The organism is Pseudomonas sp. TWP3-1 (genome assembly GCF_049896625.1).
Lineage (GTDB): Bacteria > Pseudomonadota > Gammaproteobacteria > Pseudomonadales > Pseudomonadaceae > Aquipseudomonas.
Genome location: NZ_JAFCUQ010000027.1, coordinates 28,047 through 49,528 on the forward strand (window position 1 = coordinate 28,047; position 21,482 = coordinate 49,528).

Below are 21,482 nucleotides of genomic sequence, written 5' to 3' on the forward strand. Positions count from 1 at the left end.
AGCACTCCGAGGCGAAAACCCTTGTTCAGGCACTGGACATGCCGCAAAAGCGGGTTCACCTTAGGGGCGCTTCGTTCCAATTCCTAGAAAGTCTGGAGTCCTTATGTCGCTTAGCCCTGAGTTGGTTGCCGAACTGGAAGTCCTTTCACTCTTTCCCCTGGACAGTTCCCAGGAAGGTTTGAAAATTCATCAGACCGCTGCCCCGAAACACATTGCCGCCGCCCAACGTCTCTTCGATAAAGAACTGACCGACCAGCCTGATGGCGGCTATCTGACCAGCCTGGGTCGCGACGCTGCGCAAAATGTGCAAATCGTGCTGACCATCCTGAAAGAGCAAGAAACAGCCTGAATCACCTGTCTTGCCCACGGAAACTCCTGCCACGGGATTTCCGCGGGCCAACTTGATCGCCCGCTGTCGCCGCGCGATGCAAATCTGGCGTCAAAAAACAAATTCAGCTTAAACGTCCACCCGCTCAACCGCTAAACTCCCCCGCATTCCGTGACCTTCTGCATCCGCGCCTCGCGAGCCGGTTTGAGCCGACATGACCCGCACCCATGAAATCCGCCCTGATCTGGACGAAGGCATCGACCGCAAGGTTCTCAGCCAACTGCGTGCACGTTTTCTCAAACTCAACGACGGTCGTCTGAGCCGGGCGCAAGAAGGTTTGTCGACCCGCCAGCAAAGTGTGCTGACGCTGCTACCGCTGTTCTTTCACGTCAATCATCCGCTGTTGCCTGGTTATGTCTCCGGCAGCACGCCGGCCGGACTGTCGAACTATGAGCCGGACGCCGACGTGCTTGCCGAGGCTCAACGCCTGACCCGTTCCTTCTCTTACAAGCCGAGGCATGGCAGCAATCCGCCGCGACCGATTCACGGCCTGTTCCTGATGGGCAGCCTCGGTACGCTGGCGCAGGCAGATCAAAGCGACATGGACGTGTGGGTATGCCACGCACCCGACCTCAGCGAGAGCGAACTCGCCGAGTTACGCAAGAAATGCCAGTTGCTGGAAGTCTGGGCCGCGAGCCAAGGCGCCGAGGCTCATTTCTTCCTGATCGACCCGCTGCGTTTCGTCAAAGGCGAGCGCGACTCCCAGCTCAGCTCCGAAGACTGCGGCACCACCCAGCACTATCTGTTGCTGGACGAGTTCTACCGCACCGCGATCTGGCTGGCCGGGCGCACGCCGATCTGGTGGCTGGTGCCGGTCTACGAAGAAAGTACTTACGCGCAATACACCCACACGCTGATCTCCAAGCGCTTCATCCGCAACGACGAAACCCTCGACCTTGGCCACCTTGCGCACATCCCGCCGGGCGAGTTCATCGGCGCCGGGCTGTGGCAGTTGTTCAAGGGCATCGAGTCGCCCTACAAGTCGGTGCTCAAGCTGCTGCTGACCGAGGTCTACGCCAGCGAACACCCGCAAGTGCAGTGCCTGAGCCTGCGCTTCAAGCAAGCGGTGTTCGCCAATCAGCTGGATCTGGATGAGCTGGATCCGTACATGGTGGTCTATCGCCGCATCGAGGAATACCTCATCGCGCGCAACGAACCGGAACGGCTGGAGCTGGTACGCCGGGCGCTGTACCTCAAGGTCAACCGCAAGCTCACCGGCAACACGCGCACTCAGAGCTGGCAGCGTTCGCTGCTGGAACGCTTGGCTAATGAATGGCATTGGGATCAGCGGCAATTGGCGCTGCTCGATAGTCGTAGCCAGTGGAAAGTGCGCCAGGTCGCTGCCGAACGCCGGGCACTGGTTAACGAGCTGAATTACAGCTACCGCTTCCTGACCCAGTTCGCCCGCACCGAGCAAACCGTCAGCCTGATCAACAAACGCGACCTCAACGTACTCGGCCGGCGCTTGTACGCCGCGTTCGAGCGCAAGGCCGACAAAGTCGAATTCATCAATCCGGGCATTGCCCCGGATCTGGCCGAAGACACCCTGACGCTGGTGCAAGCGCGCAATAAAAAGGAGCCGGGGCAAACCCAGTGGGGCCTGTACAACGGCAGCCTGACCGCGCTGGAGTGGGAACACTTCGCACCGATCAAGCGCAGCCGCGATTTGCTCAAGCTGCTGACCTGGTGCCACCGCAACGGCGTGATCGACAGCAGCACGCGACTGGCCTTGCATCCCGGCACCAGCGACCTGAGCGAGTTCGAGCTGTTCAACCTGCTCGGCAGCCTGCAACAGAGCATCGCCCTGCCCTTGCCCTCCGTTGCCGAAGAATCGTTGTTGCGCGCCGCCGTGCCAAGCGAAGTACTGATTCTGGTGAACGTCGGCGTCGATCCGCTCAAGCATCACCGCGATCTGAACATCCTGATGACCACCGAGCGCACTGACTCACTGAGCTACGCCGGGGTACGCGAAAACCTCGTACTGACGCTGGATCAGGTCACGCTCAATAGCTGGAACGAGGTGCTGGTCAACCGCTTCGACGGCCCGCACGCGCTGCTTGATTGCGTGCGCGACTACCTCAACAACCTGCCGCGCGGGCCGCATCAGCCGGCGCTGCGCGTGCGTTGTTTCTGCCATAACCGTGCGCAATTCATCGCGCGCAGGGTCGAGGAAATCGTCGACACCGCGCAGAGTCTGTTGCTCAGCGAACTCAATCACCGCTACCTGATTCAGGTGCAGCAGCACTATCACGTGCTGGAATTGGTTCCGGGCCAAGTCAACCACGTCGCCCTCGCTACGCTGCCGGCGTTGCTGGATTACCTCGGCGAGGAGCAGCCACGCTACAGCCCGCTGCATCTGGACTCGAAGGCGCTGGAAGACCACGACCTCGCGCTGATCCTGCCGATGGGTCAGCCCGAGTGCATTCAAGTGTTCTACCGGGTCACCGAGCAGCAGGCGGAGCTGTACGTGCTGGATGAATTCAATGCGCTGTGGCAGCAACACTTGCCGTATCACGACGAACAAAGCCTGCTGGTGCCGCTGCAACGTTTCCTGCAATCGATCCAGTATCGCCGCGAGGCGTTGGTGCCGATGGACGCCAGCCCGTCCGCCAGTCTCGACACTTTGTATTACCAACTATTGCCGTCAGGCCCGGGCCGCGCACGCCGGGTCGAGCCGCGGCCAGCGCCGCAGATGCCGGCAAACAAAGCCTTCTACGACGTGCAGGCGATCGTCGGCAAAGCCGCACCGGGCGAGGTGCAGGTCACTTTGTATTGCAATCAGCGGGAATTCTGCGAGCTGGAATATGGCGACCAGCTGTTCAGCGTGGTCGCCCGGGAAATCGTTGGCCAGCGCCGTGAGACCGAACGCTATCGCTGCTACATCACCGACCTCGACTTGTCGGGGCTGCTCGGTGATGGGCAGAGTTCAAGCAATCTGTATCTGCGCTACAAGGCCGACCTGGAGCGCGCCCTGAACGAGGCGCTCGAACAGGTCTGAGGGCTTATTCGGTGAAGGCGCCGCCGTTGGCCGGCTGCGATTCGACTTCGAGCAAGGTCAGCTTCAAGGTCTTGCCGCCAGGCGCCGGCCAGTCGATATGCTGGCCGACTTTCAGGCCCAGCAGCGCGCTGCCGACCGGTGCCAGAATCGAAATCTTGCCTTCATCGGCATTGGCATCCTTGGGATAAACCAACGTCAGGTGATAGTCCTTGCCACTGCCTTCTTCGCGGCAATGCACACGGGAATTCATCGTCACGACATCGGCGGGCACTTCATCGTGACCGACCACGGTGTCGGCGCGGTCGAGTTCGGTTTGCAGCGCAATAACGCCCGGCAGCGAGTCGTCCAGGCTGTCGATCAGGCGCTCCAGACGTTGCACGTCCAGACGGGTAAGGGTGATGGAAGGTGCGGTCATGATCCGGGCAGACTCCTTTCTTCTGCACAAAAAAGCAAAAAACCCCGCCAAAAAAGGCGGGGTTTTCACCAGGCCTCGATGAGTTGAGGCGTTCCCGGACACTATCACAGCTCAAAAAATATACAAGTCACACCCTGTGGCGCCAAATTCCTTTGTGGCGAGGGAGCTTGCTCCCGCTCGGCTGCGCAGCAGTCGTCAAGATTTTCAGGTGCGCTGCGCGCCCCAGCGGGAGCAAGCTCCCTCGCCACAGGTTCTAGTCAAGCTTGAGATTTGCGTGCGGCAGCCTGCTCACAGATGACTCTGCGCCGCTGATCATCCGCCGAGCGCCATTCACGAATGTCTTCGACATGCCGGAAGCAGCCGAGGCAGACTTTCTGTTCATCCAGCCGACACACACCGCTGCACGGCGAAGGCACGGCCGCGCTGACATTGCTGTAGAGCGGCTTTGGCGGACGGATTGGAGCGCTATCAGTCACGCTGTCACAGACCTTCGAAGTCGAACTCGGCGCCGGCCTGCTGCTGGACGATGCGCTCAAGCATTTCGCCCAGTTGCTCGTCGCTCTTGTCACACATCCAGCGCTGGCTGTCTTCGTCGTAGTCGAAGTGGAAACCGCCGGATACCGCAGCCAGCCACAGCTGACGCAGCGGTTCCTGACGGCTGAAGATCAGCTGGCTGCCGTTTTCGAACTTGACGGTCAGCACACCGGCCGAACTTTCCAGATCGATGTCCAGATCGCTGTCATCAAAGATGTCCTCCAGCGTTTGCTGGGTGGCATCGACCAGATCGTGGAAACGGGCTTCGGACAAACTCATTGCGGCAACCTCAAAAAATGTCTGATCAGGCACAAGCGCCGCAAGATACGGACGCTGCCAGCCGATTGCAAAGGATAACAACCTGCGCGAGCCCGGATTGCACATTACTGACCGGTCATCGGACAAGCCCCGCCGGACGGGTGCCCGGTCGCATAGGCAAGCTGCCGGGTGGCCGGTATACTCCGGCGCAATTAACGCATTTTCAAGGATTTCGCCATGAAGCGCCTGATCTCATCCCTTGCTGCGCTCGCTTCGCTCGTCGCTTTTGCCTGTTTAATTTCGGCCTGCGGTCAAAAAGGCCCGCTGTACCTGCCGGATGACACTCAGGATCCGGCCGAGCAAGCCAAGTCGTCGCAACAACAACCTGCCTCCAAAGCACACAAGCACGACGTTTACTAAGGGATCGCCATGGACGCTTTTAACTACCGTGGCGGGGAGCTGTTCGCGGAAGGTGTGGCGCTGTCGGCCATCGCCGAACGCTTCGGCACGCCGACCTACGTCTACTCCCGCGCGCACATCGAAGCCCAGTATCGGGCTTACGCCGATGCGCTGGCCGGCATGCCGCATCTGGTGTGCTTTGCGGTCAAGGCCAACTCCAACCTCGGTGTGTTGAACGTCCTGGCGCGCATTGGCGCCGGTTTTGACATCGTCTCCGGTGGCGAGCTGGAACGTGTTCTGGCCGCTGGCGGCAGCGCGGACAAGATCGTGTTCTCCGGTGTCGGCAAGACCCGCGAAGACATGCGTCGCGCCCTCGAAGTCGGCGTGCATTGCTTCAACGTCGAATCCACCGATGAGCTGGAACGCCTGCAAGTGGTTGCCGCCGAACTCGGCGTGCGCGCGCCGATCTCGCTGCGCGTCAACCCGGACGTCGATGCCGGCACCCACCCGTACATTTCCACCGGTCTCAAAGAGAACAAGTTTGGCATCGCCATTGCCGACGCCGAAGACGTGTACGTGCGTGCCGCGCAGTTGCCGAACCTGGAAGTGGTCGGCGTTGACTGCCACATCGGCTCGCAACTGACCACGCTGCCGCCATTCATCGATGCGCTCGATCGCCTGCTGGCACTGGTCGACCGTCTGAGCGATTGCGGCATCTACCTGCGCCACATCGATCTCGGTGGTGGTTTGGGCGTGCGTTATCGCGATGAAGAGCCGCCACTGGCTGCCGACTACATCAAAGCCGTGCGCGAGCGTCTCGACGGTCGTGATCTGGCGCTGGTATTCGAGCCGGGCCGTTTCATCGTCGCCAACGCCGGCGTGCTGCTGACGCAGGTCGAGTACCTCAAGCACACCGAGCACAAAGATTTCGCCATCGTCGACGCGGCGATGAACGACCTGATCCGCCCGGCGCTGTATCAGGCGTGGATGGACGTCACCGCGGTCAAACCGCGCGACACTGCCGCGCGCAACTACGACATCGTCGGCCCGATCTGCGAGACCGGCGACTTCCTCGCCAAGGATCGTGCGCTGGCGCTGGAAGAAGGCGACCTGCTGGCTGTGCATTCGGCCGGCGCCTACGGTTTTGTCATGAGCTCCAACTACAACACTCGCGGCCGTGCGGCCGAGGTGCTGGTAGATGGCGATCAGGCTTTTGAAGTGCGTCGCCGCGAAACCGTGGCCGAGCTGTTTGCCGGCGAAAGCCTGCTGCCGGAGTAACCCATGCTGCTGCGTTTTACTAAAATGCACGGCTTGGGCAATGACTTCATGGTCCTCGACCTGGTCAGCCAGCACGCGCACATTCAGCCCAAGCACGCCAAACAATGGGGCGACCGGCACACCGGTATCGGTTTCGACCAGTTGCTGATCGTCGAAGCGCCGAGCAATCCGGAAGTGGATTTCCGCTATCGGATCTTCAACTCCGACGGTTCCGAAGTGGAACAGTGCGGCAACGGTGCGCGCTGCTTCGCGCGCTTCGTGCTCGACAAGCGTCTGACCGCCAAACGGCAGATCCGCGTCGAGACCAAAGGCGGCATCATCGAACTGGACGTGCGTAACGACGGCCAGATCGGCGTGAACATGGGCGCTCCGCGTCTGGTGCCGGCGGATATTCCGTTCCAGGCACCCGAGCAGGCCCTGAGCTATCAGGTCGATGTCGACGGCACCCGCGTCGAACTCGCCGCCGTGTCGATGGGCAATCCGCACGCCGTGCTGCGCGTGCAGGACATCAACAGTGCACCCGTGCATGAATTGGGGCCGAAAATCGAACATCACCCGCGCTTCCCGGCACGGGTCAATGTCGGTTTTCTGCAAGTCATCGACCGCAACCGCGCACAATTGCGCGTCTGGGAGCGCGGGGCCGGGGAAACCCAGGCCTGCGGTACCGGGGCGTGCGCGGCAGCTGTCGCTGCAATCAGCCAGGGGTGGATGGATTCGCCGCTATTGATCGACCTGCCGGGCGGGCGCTTGTCCATTGAATGGGCAGGCCCCGGCCAACCGGTGTTGATGACCGGCCCGGCAGTGCGAGTATATGAAGGACAAGTGCGTCTTTGAGTGAGCAGAAGCCATGACCGATAAGCCCCAGGTACCCGCCCGAGAGTCCGACGAATCAGCGTCCGAGAGCCTGGAGGCGGCAGCGGTTGCCGCATACCTGGAGGCTCATCCGGACTTCTTCATCGAGCACGAAGAACTGCTTCCTGCCATGCGCATTCCCCATCAGCGCGGTGACACCATCTCGCTGGTCGAACGGCAGATGAGCATTCTGCGCGATCGCAACATCGAGATGCGCCACCGCCTCTCGCACCTGATGGACGTCGCGCGCGACAACGATCGCCTGTTCGACAAGACTCGTCGCCTGATCCTTACGCTGATGGACGCCGCCACTCTGGAAGACGTGGTGATCGGCGTTGAAGACAGTCTGCGCCAGGACTTTCAGGTTCCATTCGTGAGCCTGATTCTGCTCGGTGACAATCCCGCGCCGGTCGGCCGCTGGGAGACCCACGCCGACGCACAAGTTGCCATCGGCGGTCTGCTCACCGAAGGCAAAAGCGTCAGCGGTGTCTTGCGCGAACATGAGCTGGACTTCCTGTTCGGCGAAGAACAGCGCACGCAGATCGGTTCCACCGCCGTGGTCGCCGTGAGCAACCAGGGCATTCACGGGATTCTGGCGATCGCCAGTCGCGATCCGCAGCATTACAAGAGTTCGGTCGGCACGCTGTTCCTCAGTTACATCGCCGAAGTCATGGGCCGCGTGCTGCCACGGGTCAATAGCTCGCTGCGCTCGGTACGCTGAGCATGCAACGGCAACTGGACGCTTACTGCGAACACCTGCGCAGTGAGCGACAGGTGTCGCCACATACGCTGTCGGCCTATCGCCGCGATCTGGATAAAGTCCTCGGCTGGTGCGTCAAGCAGAACGTCGGCAGCTGGCAGGCGCTGGATATTCAACGTCTGCGCAGCCTGATCGCCCGCCTGCACGGGCAGGGCCAATCCTCGCGCAGCCTTGCGCGGCTGCTCTCGGCAGTCCGTGGCCTCTATCACTATCTGAACCGTGAAGGGCTTTGCGATCACGACCCGGCAACCGGCCTAGCGCCGCCCAAAGGTGAACGCCGACTGCCGAAAACCCTCGATGCCGACCGTGCGCTGCAACTGCTGGAAGGCGCGGTCGAGGATGATTTTCTGGCGCGCCGTGATCAGGCGATTCTCGAGTTGTTCTATTCCTCCGGGCTGCGTCTTTCGGAGCTGACCGGACTTAATCTTGATCAGCTGGATCTGGCCGACGGCATGGTTCAGGTGCTCGGCAAAGGCAGCAAGACGCGCCTGCTGCCGGTCGGCAAAAAGGCCCGCGAAGCGCTGGAACACTGGCTGCCACTGCGGGCCATGGCCAACCCGGTAGATGACGCTGTATTCGTCAGCCAGCAAGGCCGACGCCTCGGCCCACGGGCGATTCAGGTACGAGTAAAACTGGCCGGCGAGCGCGAACTGGGGCAAAACCTGCACCCGCACATGCTGCGGCACTCCTTCGCCAGCCACTTGCTGGAGTCCTCGCAGGACCTGCGCGCGGTGCAGGAATTGCTCGGGCACTCGGACATCAAGACCACCCAGATCTACACCCACCTGGACTTCCAGCACCTGGCGGCGGTCTACGACAGCGCCCACCCACGGGCCAAACGCAGCAAAGGCGATGATTCATGAGCATCCAGTTGATCACTTTCGACCTTGACGACACCCTGTGGGACACCGGGCCGGTGATCGTCAGCGCTGAAGCGGTTTTGCGTGCATGGCTGAGCGAACACGCGCCGAATCTCGGTGCAGTGCCGGTGGAACACCTGTGGGCAATCCGCGAGCGCGTGCTGGCCAGCGAGCCGGGGCTCAAGCACCGCATCAGCGCGCTGCGTCGGCGGGTGCTGTTTCATGCACTGGAAGACGCAGGGTACGGTCATGGCGAGGCTTCTGATCTGGCCGACAAAAGCTTCCAAGTGTTCCTGCATGCGCGACATCAGATCGAAGTGTTCCCCGAGGTCGTACCAACCCTCGAAGCACTGGCCAATCACTACGCCCTCGGCGTGGTCACCAACGGCAATGCCGATGTGCGCCGTTTGGGTCTGGCCGATTATTTCAAGTTTGCCCTGTGCGCCGAAGACATCGGCATCGCCAAACCGGATGTGCGGCTTTTTCACGAAGCCTTGCAGCGCGGCGGCGTGAGTGCGGATGCGGCGGTGCATATCGGCGATCATCCCGGCGATGACATCGCCGGAGCCCAGCAGGCGGGCCTGCGCGCGGTGTGGTTCAACCCGGCGGGCAAGGTCTGGGAAGCAGAGCGCTTGCCGGATGCCGAGATCCGCAGCCTGACCGAACTGCCAGCCGTCCTCGCCCGCTGGAATGCCCAACACTGACCCTGAATTTACATCATTCCCTGTGGGAGCTGGCTTGCCAGCGATGAGGTTTGCACATTCAACATCAATGTTGTCTGACAGGCCGCCATCGCTGGCAAGCCAGCTCCCACAGGATCGGTATCGCATTCACATTTTTCTTTCGCCCATGAAAAAGCCCGCAATAGCGGCGGGCTCTCTCAGCAAGCAAGCGGCACGCCTCAGATAGGGCGGCTGCCGTACTTGTTGTCCGGCTTCTTCGGCGGATCGGCGACCACATTGGCCTCCACTTCCTGCACTTTTCCGCCACGCGACAGGAACTCTTCCATGGCCTTGGCCAGGGCGTCGCGCTCTTTGTTCTTGGCTTCAACGCTCGGCAATTCATCGACTGATACCGCAGCCTTGGCTTTGCCTTTGGCAACAGGGACCGGCGTATCGCCACCGTCTTCATCGGCAACGTCATCCGCTGCCGCTTCCAGGCCTTCGTCGGCCTCGTCTTCGTCGCCTACTTCGAGGTCGTCGGTTTCCAGATCATCGTCGCTCATGTTCTACCTCATGACTTGCGAAAAGCAGATTAGTTATAGACCAGCTTTGACAACTGTCGAAAGTTGCCGGAAAAAATCGTTCGCCACTGCAGACCAGCGGCTATGCCTGTTCACCGTAAACGGTGGCAAGGACTTTACGCGCACCGCCATGATCTCGGTGCTCGCCCAGATAAACGCCTTGCCAGGTTCCCAGTGCCAGCCGCCCTGCCGATATCGGCAGACTCAACTGACAGCCAAGCACGCTGGCTTTGAAGTGCGCCGGGAGGTCGTCCAGGCCTTCGTCGTTATGCTCGTAGCCGTCTGTACCTTGTGGGATCAGACGATTGAAAAATCGTTCGAAGTCGCGACGTACCGCCGGGTCGGCGTTCTCGTTGATGGTCAACGAGGCCGAGGTGTGCTGTAGCCACAAATGCAACAGACCGACCCGGCACGCCTTGAGTTCAGGCAGGCCTTCGATCAACTCGTCCGTTACCAGATGAAAGCCCCGAGGCCTTGCCCGCAGGGTAATCAGAGTCTGTTGCCACATACAGTTCTCCGCACGTTCGGGGCGCATTCTAGCGCGCTCTGGGAAAAAACAAAGTCCCTAATATTCCTGCCATTGCGTAAGCCTTTCGCCGTAGAAAAACCGTCGTCGTAAACACGACTAAAGCAGTACGAAAAATCCTTTCAGCCTGTCAGTTGATGACAAATTGCGCGCAAAAAAATGCCCGGCGAACCGGGCAAGTTTTTTTGCTGCGCGTCTTACAGGTTGTAGCCGCGTTCGTTGTGTTGAGCCAGATCGAGGCCCACCGCTTCTTCTTCCTCGGTCACACGCAGACCCATGACGGCGTCCAGCACCTTGAGGATGATAAAGGTGACGATCGCGGTGTAGATCACCGTGAAGCCCACGCCTTTGATTTGAATCCAGACTTGCGCACCGATATCGGTGACGGTGCCGAAGCCGCCCAGCGCCGGTGCAGCGAACACGCCAGTGAGGATCGCGCCGAGAATACCGCCGATGCCGTGCACGCCGAAGGCGTCGAGGGAATCGTCATAACCCATTTTGCGTTTCAGGGTGGTGGCGCAGAAGAAGCACACCACGCCCGCCGCCAGACCGATGACCAGTGCGCCCATCGGGCCCACGGTGCCGGCAGCCGGAGTAATCGCCACCAGACCGGCAACCACACCCGAGGCAATGCCCAGTGCGCTCGGCTTGCCGTGAGTGACCCACTCGGCAAACATCCAGCCCAGTGCCGCAGCGGCGGTCGCAATCTGAGTCACCAGCATCGCCATGCCGGCGGTGCCGTTGGCAGCCACAGCGGAGCCTGCGTTGAAGCCGAACCAGCCAACCCAGAGCATGGCGGCGCCCATCAGGGTGTAACCAAGATTGTGCGGAGCCATCGGGGTGGTCGGGAAGCCTTTACGCTTGCCCAGCACCAGGCAGGCAACCAGTCCCGCGATACCGGCGTTGATATGAACCACAGTGCCGCCCGCGAAATCGAGCACGCCCCAGTCCCACATCAGGCCACCATTGCCGGCCCAGACCATGTGCGCAATCGGCGCATACACCAGGGTGAACCAGATGGCCATGAAGATCAGCATCGCCGAAAACTTCATCCGCTCGGCAAACGCACCGACGATCAGCGCCGGGGTGATGATCGCAAAGGTCATCTGAAAGGTGATGAAGACCGCCTCGGGGAACAGCGCCGCAGGACCGGTAATGCTCGCCGGGGTAACGCCGGCAAGGAACGCCTTGCCAAAGCCGCCGACGAAGGAGTTGAAGTTGACGACGCCCTGCTCCATGCCGGTGGTGTCGAACGCGATGCTGTAGCCATAAATGACCCACAGGACGCTGATCAGACCGGTAATGGCGAAGCACTGCATCATCACGGAAAGAATGTTTTTCGAACGAACCATGCCGCCGTAGAACAGCGCGAGGCCTGGAATCGTCATGAACAGCACGAGGGCAGTAGCGGTAAGCATCCAGGCGGTGTCGCCGGAGTTCAGGACTGGAGCTGCCACTTCGTCTGCCGCCATGGCCAGGCCGGGCATTACGATAGACAACAGGGCTCCAAGCCCTGCGAATTTACGCAGAGTCATATTGTTTTCTCCTGGGGCGTTGGGGTTTGTGGCGGCTTAAATTGCGTCGGTATCGGTTTCGCCGGTACGGATGCGAATCGCCTGTTCCAGATTCACCACGAAGATCTTGCCGTCACCGATCTTGCCGGTGTTGGCCGCCTTGGTTATCGCCTCGATAACGCGGTCCAGATCCTTGTCGTCAATTGCAACGTCGATTTTCACCTTGGGCAGAAAATCGACCACATATTCCGCGCCGCGATACAGCTCGGTGTGACCCTTCTGCCGTCCGAAGCCTTTGACTTCAGTAACGGTAATGCCCTGCACGCCGATCTCGGACAGCGACTCGCGCACGTCGTCCAACTTGAACGGCTTGATGATGGCAGTGACTAGCTTCATGAAAACTCTCTCCCGAATTGGTGGACTTGCCCCAGGAAAACAAACCCGACTCAAGTCTAAGCGCAGTGCCTGGCTTTGTAACGCTTGGATGTCGCCGCCAGCTAACCGCTCCAGACGAAACTCCCCGCTCCGTCTGCCGCACTGCATTCGTCACAGCGACTGCATCAGTGCATGGGTCGAAGGTGACTAAGCAGAAAGCTTGCCATCTCGCCAAATACCTCTGAATTCAATCCCTTGGCCGCTGCCGCAGGCGCCTTCACGAAATCCGCCGAGCGGATACGCACAACAACGGTGCGTCGACGCCCGGCCGCTTGCGCGAAAAGCGTGCATCCGTGCCTGCGCGATTGACTATAGACACTGCGTGATACACTGCCGGCCATTGTTTTCAGGACATTTCCCATGCTCGCGCCCAAAGACTTCCTCGACGCCCTGAGCGGCACCGCCTCCCGCCTGTTCAACGGCGACACCCCGCTGCCGAAAGCCGAAATCGAAAGCCAGTTCAAGATGCTGCTGCAGAGTGCATTCAGCAAACTCGATCTGGTGAGCCGGGAAGAGTTTGATAGCCAGATGGTGGTTTTGGCGCGCACTCGCGCTCGACTGGAAAGCCTCGAAGCCAAAGTGGCCGAGATGGAAGCCAGGCTGACTCCGCCAGCGGAATAACACCTCTTTCCCCCTGTGGGAGCTAGCCTGCTAGCGATCAAAGGTCGGAACGACCTTCAGCTTCATCTGTAGGAGCTGCCGCAGGCTCGGGCCGCGTTCGGACGATCTTTTGATCTTCAGCCCCGCAACAATCCCGGCAACTTCCTACAAGCTTTACCCCCGCCGTCCGATTGCGTCGTGAAGTCCAGGTTTCTAAGCTCACCCCATGCTGAATGTTCAGCACTGGGTTTGGCGACCTGGATCGAATTCGACGCAATGCGGCCACATCAGAAGAGGAGGTTCTCCGCTTCTCGAGTTATGGCGGCTTTGCGTGGGAGACCTCACGGTCTGCCGGTTTCGAATTCACCGGTTCGCCAACCTGCGCAGAGCTGCCACCCTTTTCGTTTGGCGACGATCAGAGGCAGTTTTTCTCTCATGTGAATTCGAGAACTAAACCAATGGACGAAAACCATTTAATTCCCAACGTCTTCATCCGCCACAAACTCCACCTCCACGCCCTCCTCCTGCAAAACCAACCCTGGTTCAGCGCCCGCGACCTCGGCCGACTCCTGCACATCTACCTCAACGAACGCATCCTGCGAAAACTCGACTCCGACCAATACCAGACCCGAAAAACCCTGATCCACGGCCACGTCGAAACCACCCTGCTGATCAGCGAATCCGGCGTCTATGCCCTCCTCGTCTACCACTACTGCCCCGAATACCGCGCGCTACGCGAATGGCTCACCCACGAAATCGTCCCCGCGCTGCGCGACGCACAACAACCGACCACAACCGAACGCCCACTGCTGAGCCTGCTCAACTGGCCGGACATGTCGCTGAGTTTGCTGCACTGGAATAACCAGCCGTGGATACGGTTGCAGGATGTGCCGCAGATGATGGTGGAACGGGAACAGACCAAGCGCCCAATGGCGGAGCCATGGTGGAAAAGGGCTTCGAGGATGCTGCAATCGCTATAAGCCCGCATGCCGGAGCTGGGCTCTGCGCAAATCGTAAGTCGATTGGAGACTCATCCAGAACTCAGGCGTAGTGTTGAGATGAATGGCAAGGCTGATTGCCAGGTCGGAGCAGATCCTGAGCTGGCATTTCACAAGCTTTTCGATCTCACTTTCGGGCCATTTCGTGGGCATGGCCAGATCCATGACAGTCATGCCAAACGGCTCCATGAATTCCTTATTCAGAACCTCGCCCGGATGAATCGGGCGCATACCATTGCGGTCCATTTTTCGCCTCCATAGGCTGCGTTGAGTGGCCAAACTGGAGCATCCGGTTCAGGGAAACAAGATGATCAAAACCGTTTCGCCGGCGTCCTACAACTATTAGGGCATGGCCCTACAAAAATCAGCGTCTACGCCTGATTACGCGACCCTTCCTCCTTGTACTACGGTGGCCAACGAAGCATCTGTCACCTCAAAAATCGAGGCCTTAATGAAAGACAAAAAGAGAAGGGCAAGGCTGCAGGAGATTGTTGGATATCACACCGAAGCACTTCGGTTAGCCGGAGGTATTTCAGCCAATCAGCGTCGTTTTATTGAGGTAGCGTCCAAGTACGGTAAAGAACTCGAACCAAGTGGTAGGTTAGCCGGAAAGAAAACCGAGGAACACTACTTCAGAGATGGACTGAGCTCCGACCAAATCTACCAACCTCTGAGCTTGAAAAGCCTACCCTGATCGCCTTCGTCGTGTAACAAAACAATAACTTCATCAGGGCTAAAGATAGGATCCGGATCTTCCGTGCGTACGGGTAGATCCGAGTCGATCAACGTTATAATGGACTGCAGTCCTAAATTAGAGTAACGCCTAATCACCGCTAGCAGATTCTCTTTCTTCCGATCATCTAAAGATTCAAACACGCCGTCGTGGTACACAAATAGTGGAAACTTTTCGTTCAGATGTGCCCTCACGACGGCGAGGTCGAAAGCGACACATAGGAGTTTGCGATAGGTGTGACCTAGGTCAGCACTAGTTGCGTTGCCAGAACCATCAAGAATTTCTGCCTTGAACTCCAAATGGCCTAGTTGATTCGGAGCTACGCTTAGCAAAGCTTTACGATCAATAACCTCCTCGACAATCTCGCTGAAATACACTCGTATCGAAGAAAATAGGCTATCCGGATCCGAGTTTTGTTTCTCGACATCGGCTTCGATTTGAACCTGAAGATGGCTGCACTCTTCCGTCAGGCCACGAATTTGGGATCTCAGTTCCTGAAGTCGATGCAGATGACCTCGCTGGCTTTCCAACAAGCTGATATCCGCTCGTAAGCTGACCATATCATCGGAAACCTCTTTATACTTTTTGAATACATCCGTTGCACTCAAAAAAGTGAGCATACCTGACCGTTTTTCCCCTAAAGCATTGAGCTTCGAATTCACTTCCTTCAGTTCAAGCTCGATTTCAGCAAACTCTTCTTTAAGATAACCTCGACGCTCCTCTGTAATCGCACGATTGAAAGCGATCAACTGTTGAAAATCCTTTTTTACTTGCCCTTGAAAAAGAACGCCAGCTTCTAAGAAGAGTCGCTCCGCTTCGTCTGGATTGAACAGAATCTGATCTTCCCCAAGGGAAACTTGAATTTTCTTCTTACTCTGACTCAGGGAGTAACGCTTAGCATTAAGAGCTGCAATACCTTCGTCAACATCGTCAACTAATGACTTGGTACGATCCTTATCATGTTCTCGAAAATCAAACGAATCTAACAACTGCTGTTTTTTTTCAGCATCTTTCTGCTTAAGCAGCAACATGCCCTCAATCTTGCTACTATCTTCTACCGAACCACCCAATTCTTTTTTGATAGTTTGAGCGACTTCTTGCTTTTTGCTCAACTCCTGTTCTTTCTCATAATGCTCAATAATAATCTTCGCATCGAATCCTAGCATATGAGCAAGAAATGGCTTCCAATCTGCATGCTTAGAGGCAAATTTACGAAGTTGAAATACTTCTCGAAAGTCCTCCTGGGAGCGCAGCAGGTAACCCAAAGCCTTCCGATAGGAAAATGGCTTAAGAGCTCGCCAGTCGAGCAAACCGTCAAGTAGATCACGAGCGCGATCAAACGGCACGTTTTGATGATCCCAGTCCGCCAGCGACAAATTCGAAAAGTCTTGATGACCAGCTTCATGTTTTTTGAAACTGATCTTCGTCGCATCCTTTACACTGCGCCGAATAGTAACGAACGATGCGTCCTCAAGTTCAACTTCGAGAAAAAACACGAAATCCTCGAACAACTCTAAGTGCTTAAATAAGAAAAACTTTGAATCCTTTCCAGCTAAAAAACCAAAATCCAGCAGACGACCGAGCGTCGTCTTGCCAAGATTGTGGGTGTCTTTGTTGCGATTCTCTGGCAGGCGAATCTCCGCCATCACCACATTTAGCCCGGATACAAATTCCACAGGTTCAAACGCACTGGGATTATCGCAATAAAGTTTAGAAAGCTTCATTTGGCCCCACATATTCGACAGCATCTGTTTTCGGACGATATTCAATCAAGCCCATCAAATAAAGAAAATTAAGTGCTGGTAAAAATAGCACATCACCGCCGACAACGGTTTTTTTGGCATATTTTCTCAATACATCGTATTCATCCACGCGACGACTCTTCAATCGGGATAATAAAAGCATCGACACATTTATCACTGTTCGGTCAGGGTGTGAGTGTTTTGTCGGACGAAGCATCTTCCACCTCCCCGATATCGCAATTCCAATACATATAGAAAAGCACCGCACGTGTTAGTCGCTTGTGACCAAGCTGTCGCAACACAGCATCTCGACCAAACAGAAGATCCACCAAATACTCCATGACTTGGTCGAAGGTATGGTAATTCTTACGCCGCGCTATGATCTTCAGCTGAAATTCATCCGCCACCGATTCATACAATCGCAATAAATCAATATTTTCCGGGGCCGCAAGAAAAGTACGTATTGGGGCGGTCTCCTTCAAATATTTTCGCCGAAGAACCTTCGCATATTCCGCCGTCATGTTGTTAAGGACGTTTTTTTCTTCATAGGTCACACGCTGAGTTGGCGGATCGTCAAGTAACGTCGTGATGCCATCTATCTGACGAGCAAGAGCCTCCACGACAGCCGCGAGATCTTCCGAACTGACGATCAGCGGAGAATCCAACGCATCCAGATTCGCTTCCTTAGCTACTTCAGGAAAACGCTTTAAAAAAATTTCCAACTGTTCCACGCCACATAAGTAGAGCGACGCAGCGGGAACTTCGCACTCAGTTTCAATGTGGTTGCGTATATCTGTTTCCGCATTACCCGTCAGGCGGCGGTTCGCGAACAACATGTAGTGATCGAGTTGCTTGGCGCTCCGCAATTTCTGAATACGAGGAATTTCCTTACCAATCACCGTGCTTTCACTAGCCGTGCTGTAGAAATCAAGTTCCGAAAAACTACGGTTGTAGCCATTTGTGTGCTTGGCTTGGATGATAACCGTTCCCACCCAAGGTGCCGATGTGCTTGGGTGCATTTGAGAGGTACCTACAAATTTTGCATCGCGCCCCCCGTCAGGGCCTTTAGCGAACCCCTGAACTGCAATGCCCAGCAGGCGCTGGCATATGAGTACGACCAATGTCTCAAACTGATCATCGCTCATGTCCTCGTACGCAAATTTCATCCCTAAAATCTCATCGTTGGATTATGCAACTCAAGCAGCTACGGTAATACCGGCACAAAGCGCACGGTGTGCAGGCTGCACTATAATTTCGACGCGTTGATCCAGAGACACCAAAGCCTGCATCAACCGCTCTAACGAAATATTTTGAAGTTTATAGCGGTGTATTTGAGAAATTTTCGGTTGGGTCATACCCATGATAGCCGCAGCTTCCTTCTGGCTTAGCCCGCGCTGATTGATTAACTCATTGATCTTCAGCGAGAGTGCAACCTTTATTGTCAGTTCTTCTACGTCATCCAAGCCATTTTTGGTCAGATCGCTACTGGTGGCTTGCGCATTGCCATTGTGATTCATCATTTCCCTCTGAATGCTCTGCGGCGGCGAACTCCGCTTCTGACAACTGTCAGTTCCACCTCTCTTGCGGCATAGCATTGAATCGTCCGGTCGTCGGTAGGGTTCACGCCTCTAGGCTCCAGTACGCAAATGGACGGAATATCTCTCAGATTTCCGCTCCACATTTGATTTCCGGCAAAGCAATTTCTTTCCGACCCGCACTATACCTGTTCAGGTATCAGCAGCAAGTGCTTAAAACCGTACGAAATCACATCTCTGCTAGCTCGTCTTCAACCCCTTAATTCAACGAACCATAATCCGCAACATCCAGAGAAGGTTTACCTCCGCAGCCGCTCCACCAAATATATTCTCCCAACTACCCTTAAAAAACCCGCAGGAAGCGGCCCCCGATTTACCTCAAGGAACGACCATGTCCCTCGCCATCGTCCACAGCCGCGCCCAGATTGGTGTGGATGCTCCCGCCGTCACCGTCGAAGTCCATCTGGCCAACGGTCTGCCCTCGCTGACCATGGTCGGCTTGCCCGAGGCCGCGGTGAAGGAGAGCAAGGATCGGGTGCGCAGCGCGATCATCAATTCCGGGCTGCAGTTTCCGGCGCGGCGCATCACGCTGAATCTGGCGCCGGCGGATCTGCCCAAGGATGGCGGGCGATTTGATCTGGCGATTGCGCTGGGGATTCTGTCGGCAAGTGTGCAGGTGCCGACGTTGACGCTTGATGATGTGGAGTGTCTGGGTGAACTGGCGTTGTCCGGCGCGGTGCGAGCCGTGCGCGGGGTGTTGCCGGCCGCGCTGGCGGCGCGCAAGGCCGGGCGCACGCTGGTGGTGCCGCGCGCGAATGCCGAGGAGGCGTGTCTGGCGTCGGGGTTGAAGGTGATTGCGGTGGATCATCTGCTTGAGGCGGTGGCGCATTTCAATGGGCATACGCCGGTTGAGCCGTATGTCTCGGACGGGCTGATGCATGCCAGTAAACCCTATCCCGATCTGAGTGAGGTGCAGGGCCAGTTAGCCGCCAAACGCGCGTTGCTGATTGCGGCGGCCGGGGCGCACAACTTGCTGTTCAGCGGGCCACCGGGCACCGGCAAGACGTTGTTGGCGAGTCGGTTACCGGGGTTGCTGCCGCCGCTGGCCGAGAGCGAAGCGCTGGAGGTGGCAGCGATTCAGTCAGTCGCCAGTGGCGCGCCGCTGACCCACTGGCCGCAGCGTCCATTTCGCCAACCACATCACTCGGCGTCCGGCCCGGCATTGGTCGGCGGCAGTTCAAAACCACAACCCGGCGAAATTACCCTCGCCCATCACGGTGTGTTGTTTCTCGATGAGCTGCCGGAATTTGATCGCAAGGTACTGGAAGTTCTGCGCGAGCCGCTTGAATCCGGGTGGATCGTGATTTCCCGGGCCAAGGAACGGGTGCGCTTTCCCGCAAGGTTCCAACTGGTGGCGGCGATGAATCCGTGCCCCTGTGGATATCTTGGCGAGCCGACCGGGCGTTGTTCATGCACACCCGACATGGTGCAGCGCTACCGCAACAAGCTGTCAGGCCCGCTGCTCGACCGGATCGATCTGCACCTGACAGTGGCGCGCGAGGCGACGGCGTTGAACCCGGCAGTGAAACCGGGAGACGACAGCGCCAGCGCGGCGGCACTGGTGGCCGACGCCCGAGAGCGCCAGCAGAAACGCCAGGGCTGCGCCAACGCTTTTCTCGATTTGCCGGGATTGAAGAAGCACTGCAAGTTATCCACAGCCGATGAAACCTGGCTCGAGTCGGCATGCGAGCGCCTGACCCTGTCGCTACGCTCGGCCCACCGTTTGCTCAAGGTTGCGCGAACACTGGCGGACCTCGAGCAACTTGACATGATCACTCGTGAGCATCTGGCCGAGGCATTGCAGTATCGGCCGGCAACCCAATGAAGGATGACGCAACGCGCCACTCTCAAGCGGCGTAAGCCTGCGCAAATAAAAATTTCGCACACTGATAGTGCGCAGACGTTATGTGATATAACGGCAACATTCTGTATAAAATATGCGTTTTTAATTAAGCATCGACTTTTCACACAGCATATATCGAGGCGGTACTCATCATGGATAAGATTTCTTTTGCCCACCGGGCGCAGCAGTTCAACAAATAAACATCCGCATGAGTGCAGTCGCCAATATCAGACCATCCCGCGTCCGCTTGACTTGATTTATTTTCTCTATAAAACTTTAGAAGTAATCACTCACCATGAAAGATATTTTTTTGATCAGCAACGTTGCGCAAGGTGGCAAAACATATCTTGAGTATTTGTTGCCTGCGCTCAACTCACTGCGGAACACGTATAACTGCATTGTTCTTCAAACAGACAAAACCGGCCTGAGCAGAGAAGAGACTGAAGATTTTCTCAACCACCCTGTGCAACAAGTGGACGTGGAATACATTTCAAACTTGCAATCGCAAGTTGTACTTTCCAATGACGCCTGGATTGGCCGTGTACTTGACGATTCAAACTTCGGCATCTTCATCAGCCATGGCAACGTCGGGATGCCGACCCAGGACAAATACTACTATTCAGAACTGACTTCCTACTGGGACGCGATTATTTGCTCTTCGCAGTCAGGATTTGACTTGCTTAAAACAGGGCTGCAACTTTACAGACACGACAGGAAAGCCCTGAAGGCCCTGATAACCGACGGAATTGCACTGCGGTCCGATCTTCGCCCGATCAGTGTAGTGCCAACGTTGCCGCTGAAAATCCCGCAGTTCTTCGAATCCGCTCGCCCTGCAGATAAAACCTCTGAGCAATATGTTGTCGGACTCTTGCCTACTCAACTTGGAATTTGCCCAAGTGGCGCGTCGCTGTATGAAAACCTGCAAACCGTCATTAACTCGATAAAAGACACCATCCCCCACGCGAAGTTTATATTGCGTCCGTACATGGCTGATCTCGCACACCCCAGCGTGAAAGACTTGTGCCAGCAACTTTCTCAACACGACTGGATCTCCATCGACGAGCAGGGAACAAGCAGTTCGGCTTTTTACCAGTTGTGCGACACCATCGTTACCGATGCTTCAACGGGTGGTGTTTCGTTCATGCTCAATACCGGCAAATTACCGATTTACTACGTGCCGCTCACTGCAGAACAAAACCCTACAGTCGACGCCTGGCGCGAGCAAATGGAAAACTTGCTGCCGATCGCCAAGAACAGCAATGACCTCAAAGACATTGCACTGGGGTTCAGCATGCTGTCGGCCGAGCACAGCCACTACATTTACAAGAAGTTCTACGAAGCACAGTACAGCCAATTGCCCCGCTCTCAGGATGTGTTCAAAGACCTGATCGAGCACCGCCACGAATCGAGATTCAGCCAGCTCAGACTCGACTCTTTTGGACGGGCAATGGGCGAGTAAAACTACCCTTGGAGCAGGCTGAGCTCATTAAATGGTTAAGCCTGCCGTTACA

Annotated in this window: 24 protein-coding genes; 12 read left to right on the plus strand and 12 right to left on the minus strand. The window is 57.0% G+C overall.

The genetic code is table 11. The annotated features are described in order from the left end of the window. Positions 1-103: 103 nt before the first annotated feature. Positions 104-349, plus strand: a complete 246-nt coding sequence (locus ACP7BN_RS25865) for a TIGR02647 family protein (RefSeq protein WP_420647491.1) — start codon at positions 104-106, stop codon at positions 347-349. 193 nt (positions 350-542) lie between these two features. Next, entirely contained in the window at positions 543-3,386 is a 2,844-nt protein-coding gene (locus ACP7BN_RS25870; protein ID WP_426206640.1) for a class I adenylate cyclase, read from the plus strand. A 4-nt stretch (positions 3,387-3,390) separates the two neighbouring features. Here ACP7BN_RS25870 and rnk read toward each other — a convergent pair whose 3' ends face one another. From rnk to cyaY, 3 genes are all read right to left on the minus strand, one after another. Continuing rightward, positions 3,391-3,801, minus strand: coding sequence for a nucleoside diphosphate kinase regulator (rnk, locus tag ACP7BN_RS25875; RefSeq protein ID WP_420647493.1), 411 nt, complete (start codon positions 3,799-3,801; stop codon positions 3,391-3,393). A gap of 257 nt (positions 3,802-4,058) precedes the next feature. Further along, the gene (locus ACP7BN_RS25880; RefSeq protein WP_426206641.1) at positions 4,059-4,277 is read right to left on the minus strand and encodes a DUF1289 domain-containing protein; all 219 of its coding nucleotides are present in this window, start codon (positions 4,275-4,277) and stop codon (positions 4,059-4,061) included. 4 nt (positions 4,278-4,281) lie between these two features. After that, positions 4,282-4,614 (minus strand): iron donor protein CyaY, encoded by a 333-nt coding sequence (gene cyaY, locus ACP7BN_RS25885; protein WP_420647495.1) that lies wholly within the window; start codon positions 4,612-4,614, stop codon positions 4,282-4,284. 216 nt (positions 4,615-4,830) lie between these two features. Between cyaY and lptM the strand changes: the two genes are divergently transcribed. The 6 genes from lptM to ACP7BN_RS25915 are packed head-to-tail and all read left to right on the plus strand — an operon-like array spanning position 4,831 to position 9,446. Continuing rightward, entirely contained in the window at positions 4,831-5,013 is a 183-nt protein-coding gene (lptM, locus tag ACP7BN_RS25890) for an LPS translocon maturation chaperone LptM (RefSeq protein WP_420647496.1), read from the plus strand. A gap of 9 nt (positions 5,014-5,022) precedes the next feature. Then, positions 5,023-6,270, plus strand: a complete 1,248-nt coding sequence (gene lysA / locus ACP7BN_RS25895) for a diaminopimelate decarboxylase (protein ID WP_426206642.1) — start codon at positions 5,023-5,025, stop codon at positions 6,268-6,270. A 3-nt stretch (positions 6,271-6,273) separates the two neighbouring features. Beyond that, a complete protein-coding gene (gene dapF / locus ACP7BN_RS25900) occupies positions 6,274-7,104 on the plus strand; it encodes a diaminopimelate epimerase (RefSeq protein WP_426206643.1) in 831 nt (276 codons plus the stop codon). A 13-nt stretch (positions 7,105-7,117) separates the two neighbouring features. Further along, the gene (locus ACP7BN_RS25905; RefSeq protein ID WP_426206644.1) at positions 7,118-7,843 is read left to right on the plus strand and encodes a DUF484 family protein; all 726 of its coding nucleotides are present in this window, start codon (positions 7,118-7,120) and stop codon (positions 7,841-7,843) included. 2 nt (positions 7,844-7,845) lie between these two features. Beyond that, positions 7,846-8,745, plus strand: a complete 900-nt coding sequence (gene xerC, locus ACP7BN_RS25910) for a tyrosine recombinase XerC (protein WP_426206645.1) — start codon at positions 7,846-7,848, stop codon at positions 8,743-8,745. Continuing rightward, the gene (locus ACP7BN_RS25915; RefSeq protein WP_426206646.1) at positions 8,742-9,446 is read left to right on the plus strand and encodes an HAD family hydrolase; all 705 of its coding nucleotides are present in this window, start codon (positions 8,742-8,744) and stop codon (positions 9,444-9,446) included. Before xerC ends, ACP7BN_RS25915 begins: the two co-directional genes overlap by 4 nt. Before the next feature lie 197 nt (positions 9,447-9,643). Here the strand turns inward: ACP7BN_RS25915 and sutA are convergent, their stop codons facing one another. The 4 genes from sutA to glnK all read right to left on the minus strand — a co-directional run bounded on the left by sutA (position 9,644) and on the right by glnK (position 12,421). Then, a complete protein-coding gene (gene sutA, locus ACP7BN_RS25920; protein ID WP_426206647.1) occupies positions 9,644-9,967 on the minus strand; it encodes a transcriptional regulator SutA in 324 nt (107 codons plus the stop codon). Positions 9,968-10,067: 100 nt separating this feature from the next. After that, positions 10,068-10,493 carry a secondary thiamine-phosphate synthase enzyme YjbQ gene (locus ACP7BN_RS25925; RefSeq protein ID WP_420647503.1) on the minus strand — a complete coding sequence of 142 codons (426 nt, stop codon included), beginning with the start codon at positions 10,491-10,493 and terminating at the stop codon, positions 10,068-10,070. A 215-nt stretch (positions 10,494-10,708) separates the two neighbouring features. Beyond that, positions 10,709-12,046: an ammonium transporter gene (locus tag ACP7BN_RS25930; protein WP_420647504.1), complete on the minus strand. Its 1,338-nt coding sequence runs from the start codon at positions 12,044-12,046 to the stop codon at positions 10,709-10,711. Between the two features lie 36 nt (positions 12,047-12,082). Next, positions 12,083-12,421: a P-II family nitrogen regulator gene (glnK, locus tag ACP7BN_RS25935; RefSeq protein ID WP_002555808.1), complete on the minus strand. Its 339-nt coding sequence runs from the start codon at positions 12,419-12,421 to the stop codon at positions 12,083-12,085. 399 nt (positions 12,422-12,820) lie between these two features. Between glnK and ACP7BN_RS25940 the strand changes: the two genes are divergently transcribed. Both ACP7BN_RS25940 and ACP7BN_RS25945 read left to right on the plus strand, forming a co-directional pair. Continuing rightward, entirely contained in the window at positions 12,821-13,081 is a 261-nt protein-coding gene (locus tag ACP7BN_RS25940) for an accessory factor UbiK family protein (RefSeq protein WP_420647505.1), read from the plus strand. Between the two features lie 437 nt (positions 13,082-13,518). Beyond that, positions 13,519-14,040, plus strand: a complete 522-nt coding sequence (locus ACP7BN_RS25945) for a BRO-N domain-containing protein (protein ID WP_426206648.1) — start codon at positions 13,519-13,521, stop codon at positions 14,038-14,040. On the opposite strand, the gene ACP7BN_RS25950 is transcribed toward ACP7BN_RS25945, so the two are convergent. The 5 genes from ACP7BN_RS25950 to ACP7BN_RS25970 form a co-directional block, all read right to left on the minus strand. Continuing rightward, positions 14,035-14,304, minus strand: a complete 270-nt coding sequence (locus ACP7BN_RS25950) for a HigA family addiction module antitoxin (protein WP_426206649.1) — start codon at positions 14,302-14,304, stop codon at positions 14,035-14,037. The genes ACP7BN_RS25945 and ACP7BN_RS25950 overlap by 6 nt on opposite strands. 414 nt (positions 14,305-14,718) lie before the next feature. Beyond that, the gene (locus ACP7BN_RS25955; RefSeq protein WP_426206650.1) at positions 14,719-16,515 is read right to left on the minus strand and encodes a DUF2326 domain-containing protein; all 1,797 of its coding nucleotides are present in this window, start codon (positions 16,513-16,515) and stop codon (positions 14,719-14,721) included. Continuing rightward, complete coding sequence (locus ACP7BN_RS25960) at positions 16,502-16,663, minus strand: ABC-three component system middle component 8 (RefSeq protein ID WP_426206651.1); 162 nt, start codon at positions 16,661-16,663, stop codon at positions 16,502-16,504. Before ACP7BN_RS25960 ends, ACP7BN_RS25955 begins: the two co-directional genes overlap by 14 nt. 55 nt (positions 16,664-16,718) lie before the next feature. Beyond that, positions 16,719-17,699, minus strand: a complete 981-nt coding sequence (locus ACP7BN_RS25965; protein WP_426206652.1) for an ABC-three component system protein — start codon at positions 17,697-17,699, stop codon at positions 16,719-16,721. A 30-nt stretch (positions 17,700-17,729) separates the two neighbouring features. Further along, the gene (locus tag ACP7BN_RS25970; RefSeq protein WP_252875301.1) at positions 17,730-18,050 is read right to left on the minus strand and encodes a helix-turn-helix domain-containing protein; all 321 of its coding nucleotides are present in this window, start codon (positions 18,048-18,050) and stop codon (positions 17,730-17,732) included. A 409-nt stretch (positions 18,051-18,459) separates the two neighbouring features. On the opposite strand from ACP7BN_RS25970, the gene ACP7BN_RS25975 reads away from it, so the two are divergent. After that, positions 18,460-19,953: a YifB family Mg chelatase-like AAA ATPase gene (locus tag ACP7BN_RS25975; protein WP_426206653.1), complete on the plus strand. Its 1,494-nt coding sequence runs from the start codon at positions 18,460-18,462 to the stop codon at positions 19,951-19,953. A 313-nt stretch (positions 19,954-20,266) separates the two neighbouring features. Continuing rightward, the gene (locus ACP7BN_RS25980) at positions 20,267-21,430 is read left to right on the plus strand and encodes a hypothetical protein (RefSeq protein ID WP_426206654.1); all 1,164 of its coding nucleotides are present in this window, start codon (positions 20,267-20,269) and stop codon (positions 21,428-21,430) included. Positions 21,431-21,482: the final 52 nt, after the last annotated feature.

Coding starts and splice junctions, on each gene's coding strand:
- ACP7BN_RS25950 (WP_426206649.1), bottom strand. CDS start 14,304: ATGGACCGCAATGGTATGCGCCCGATTCATCCGGGCGAGGTTCTGAAT.
- dapF (WP_426206643.1), top strand. CDS start 6,274: ATGCTGCTGCGTTTTACTAAAATGCACGGCTTGGGCAATGACTTCATG.
- ACP7BN_RS25870 (WP_426206640.1), top strand. CDS start 543: ATGACCCGCACCCATGAAATCCGCCCTGATCTGGACGAAGGCATCGAC.
- ACP7BN_RS25955 (WP_426206650.1), bottom strand. CDS start 16,515: ATGAAGCTTTCTAAACTTTATTGCGATAATCCCAGTGCGTTTGAACCT.
- cyaY (WP_420647495.1), bottom strand. CDS start 4,614: ATGAGTTTGTCCGAAGCCCGTTTCCACGATCTGGTCGATGCCACCCAG.
- ACP7BN_RS25940 (WP_420647505.1), top strand. CDS start 12,821: ATGCTCGCGCCCAAAGACTTCCTCGACGCCCTGAGCGGCACCGCCTCC.
- xerC (WP_426206645.1), top strand. CDS start 7,846: ATGCAACGGCAACTGGACGCTTACTGCGAACACCTGCGCAGTGAGCGA.
- lysA (WP_426206642.1), top strand. CDS start 5,023: ATGGACGCTTTTAACTACCGTGGCGGGGAGCTGTTCGCGGAAGGTGTG.
- ACP7BN_RS25930 (WP_420647504.1), bottom strand. CDS start 12,046: ATGACTCTGCGTAAATTCGCAGGGCTTGGAGCCCTGTTGTCTATCGTA.
- ACP7BN_RS25945 (WP_426206648.1), top strand. CDS start 13,519: ATGGACGAAAACCATTTAATTCCCAACGTCTTCATCCGCCACAAACTC.
- ACP7BN_RS25905 (WP_426206644.1), top strand. CDS start 7,118: ATGACCGATAAGCCCCAGGTACCCGCCCGAGAGTCCGACGAATCAGCG.
- ACP7BN_RS25915 (WP_426206646.1), top strand. CDS start 8,742: ATGAGCATCCAGTTGATCACTTTCGACCTTGACGACACCCTGTGGGAC.
- ACP7BN_RS25965 (WP_426206652.1), bottom strand. CDS start 17,699: ATGAAATTTGCGTACGAGGACATGAGCGATGATCAGTTTGAGACATTG.
- ACP7BN_RS25975 (WP_426206653.1), top strand. CDS start 18,460: ATGTCCCTCGCCATCGTCCACAGCCGCGCCCAGATTGGTGTGGATGCT.
- ACP7BN_RS25865 (WP_420647491.1), top strand. CDS start 104: ATGTCGCTTAGCCCTGAGTTGGTTGCCGAACTGGAAGTCCTTTCACTC.
- ACP7BN_RS25925 (WP_420647503.1), bottom strand. CDS start 10,493: ATGTGGCAACAGACTCTGATTACCCTGCGGGCAAGGCCTCGGGGCTTT.
- lptM (WP_420647496.1), top strand. CDS start 4,831: ATGAAGCGCCTGATCTCATCCCTTGCTGCGCTCGCTTCGCTCGTCGCT.
- ACP7BN_RS25980 (WP_426206654.1), top strand. CDS start 20,267: ATGAAAGATATTTTTTTGATCAGCAACGTTGCGCAAGGTGGCAAAACA.
- ACP7BN_RS25970 (WP_252875301.1), bottom strand. CDS start 18,050: ATGAATCACAATGGCAATGCGCAAGCCACCAGTAGCGATCTGACCAAA.
- sutA (WP_426206647.1), bottom strand. CDS start 9,967: ATGAGCGACGATGATCTGGAAACCGACGACCTCGAAGTAGGCGACGAA.
- rnk (WP_420647493.1), bottom strand. CDS start 3,801: ATGACCGCACCTTCCATCACCCTTACCCGTCTGGACGTGCAACGTCTG.
- glnK (WP_002555808.1), bottom strand. CDS start 12,421: ATGAAGCTAGTCACTGCCATCATCAAGCCGTTCAAGTTGGACGACGTG.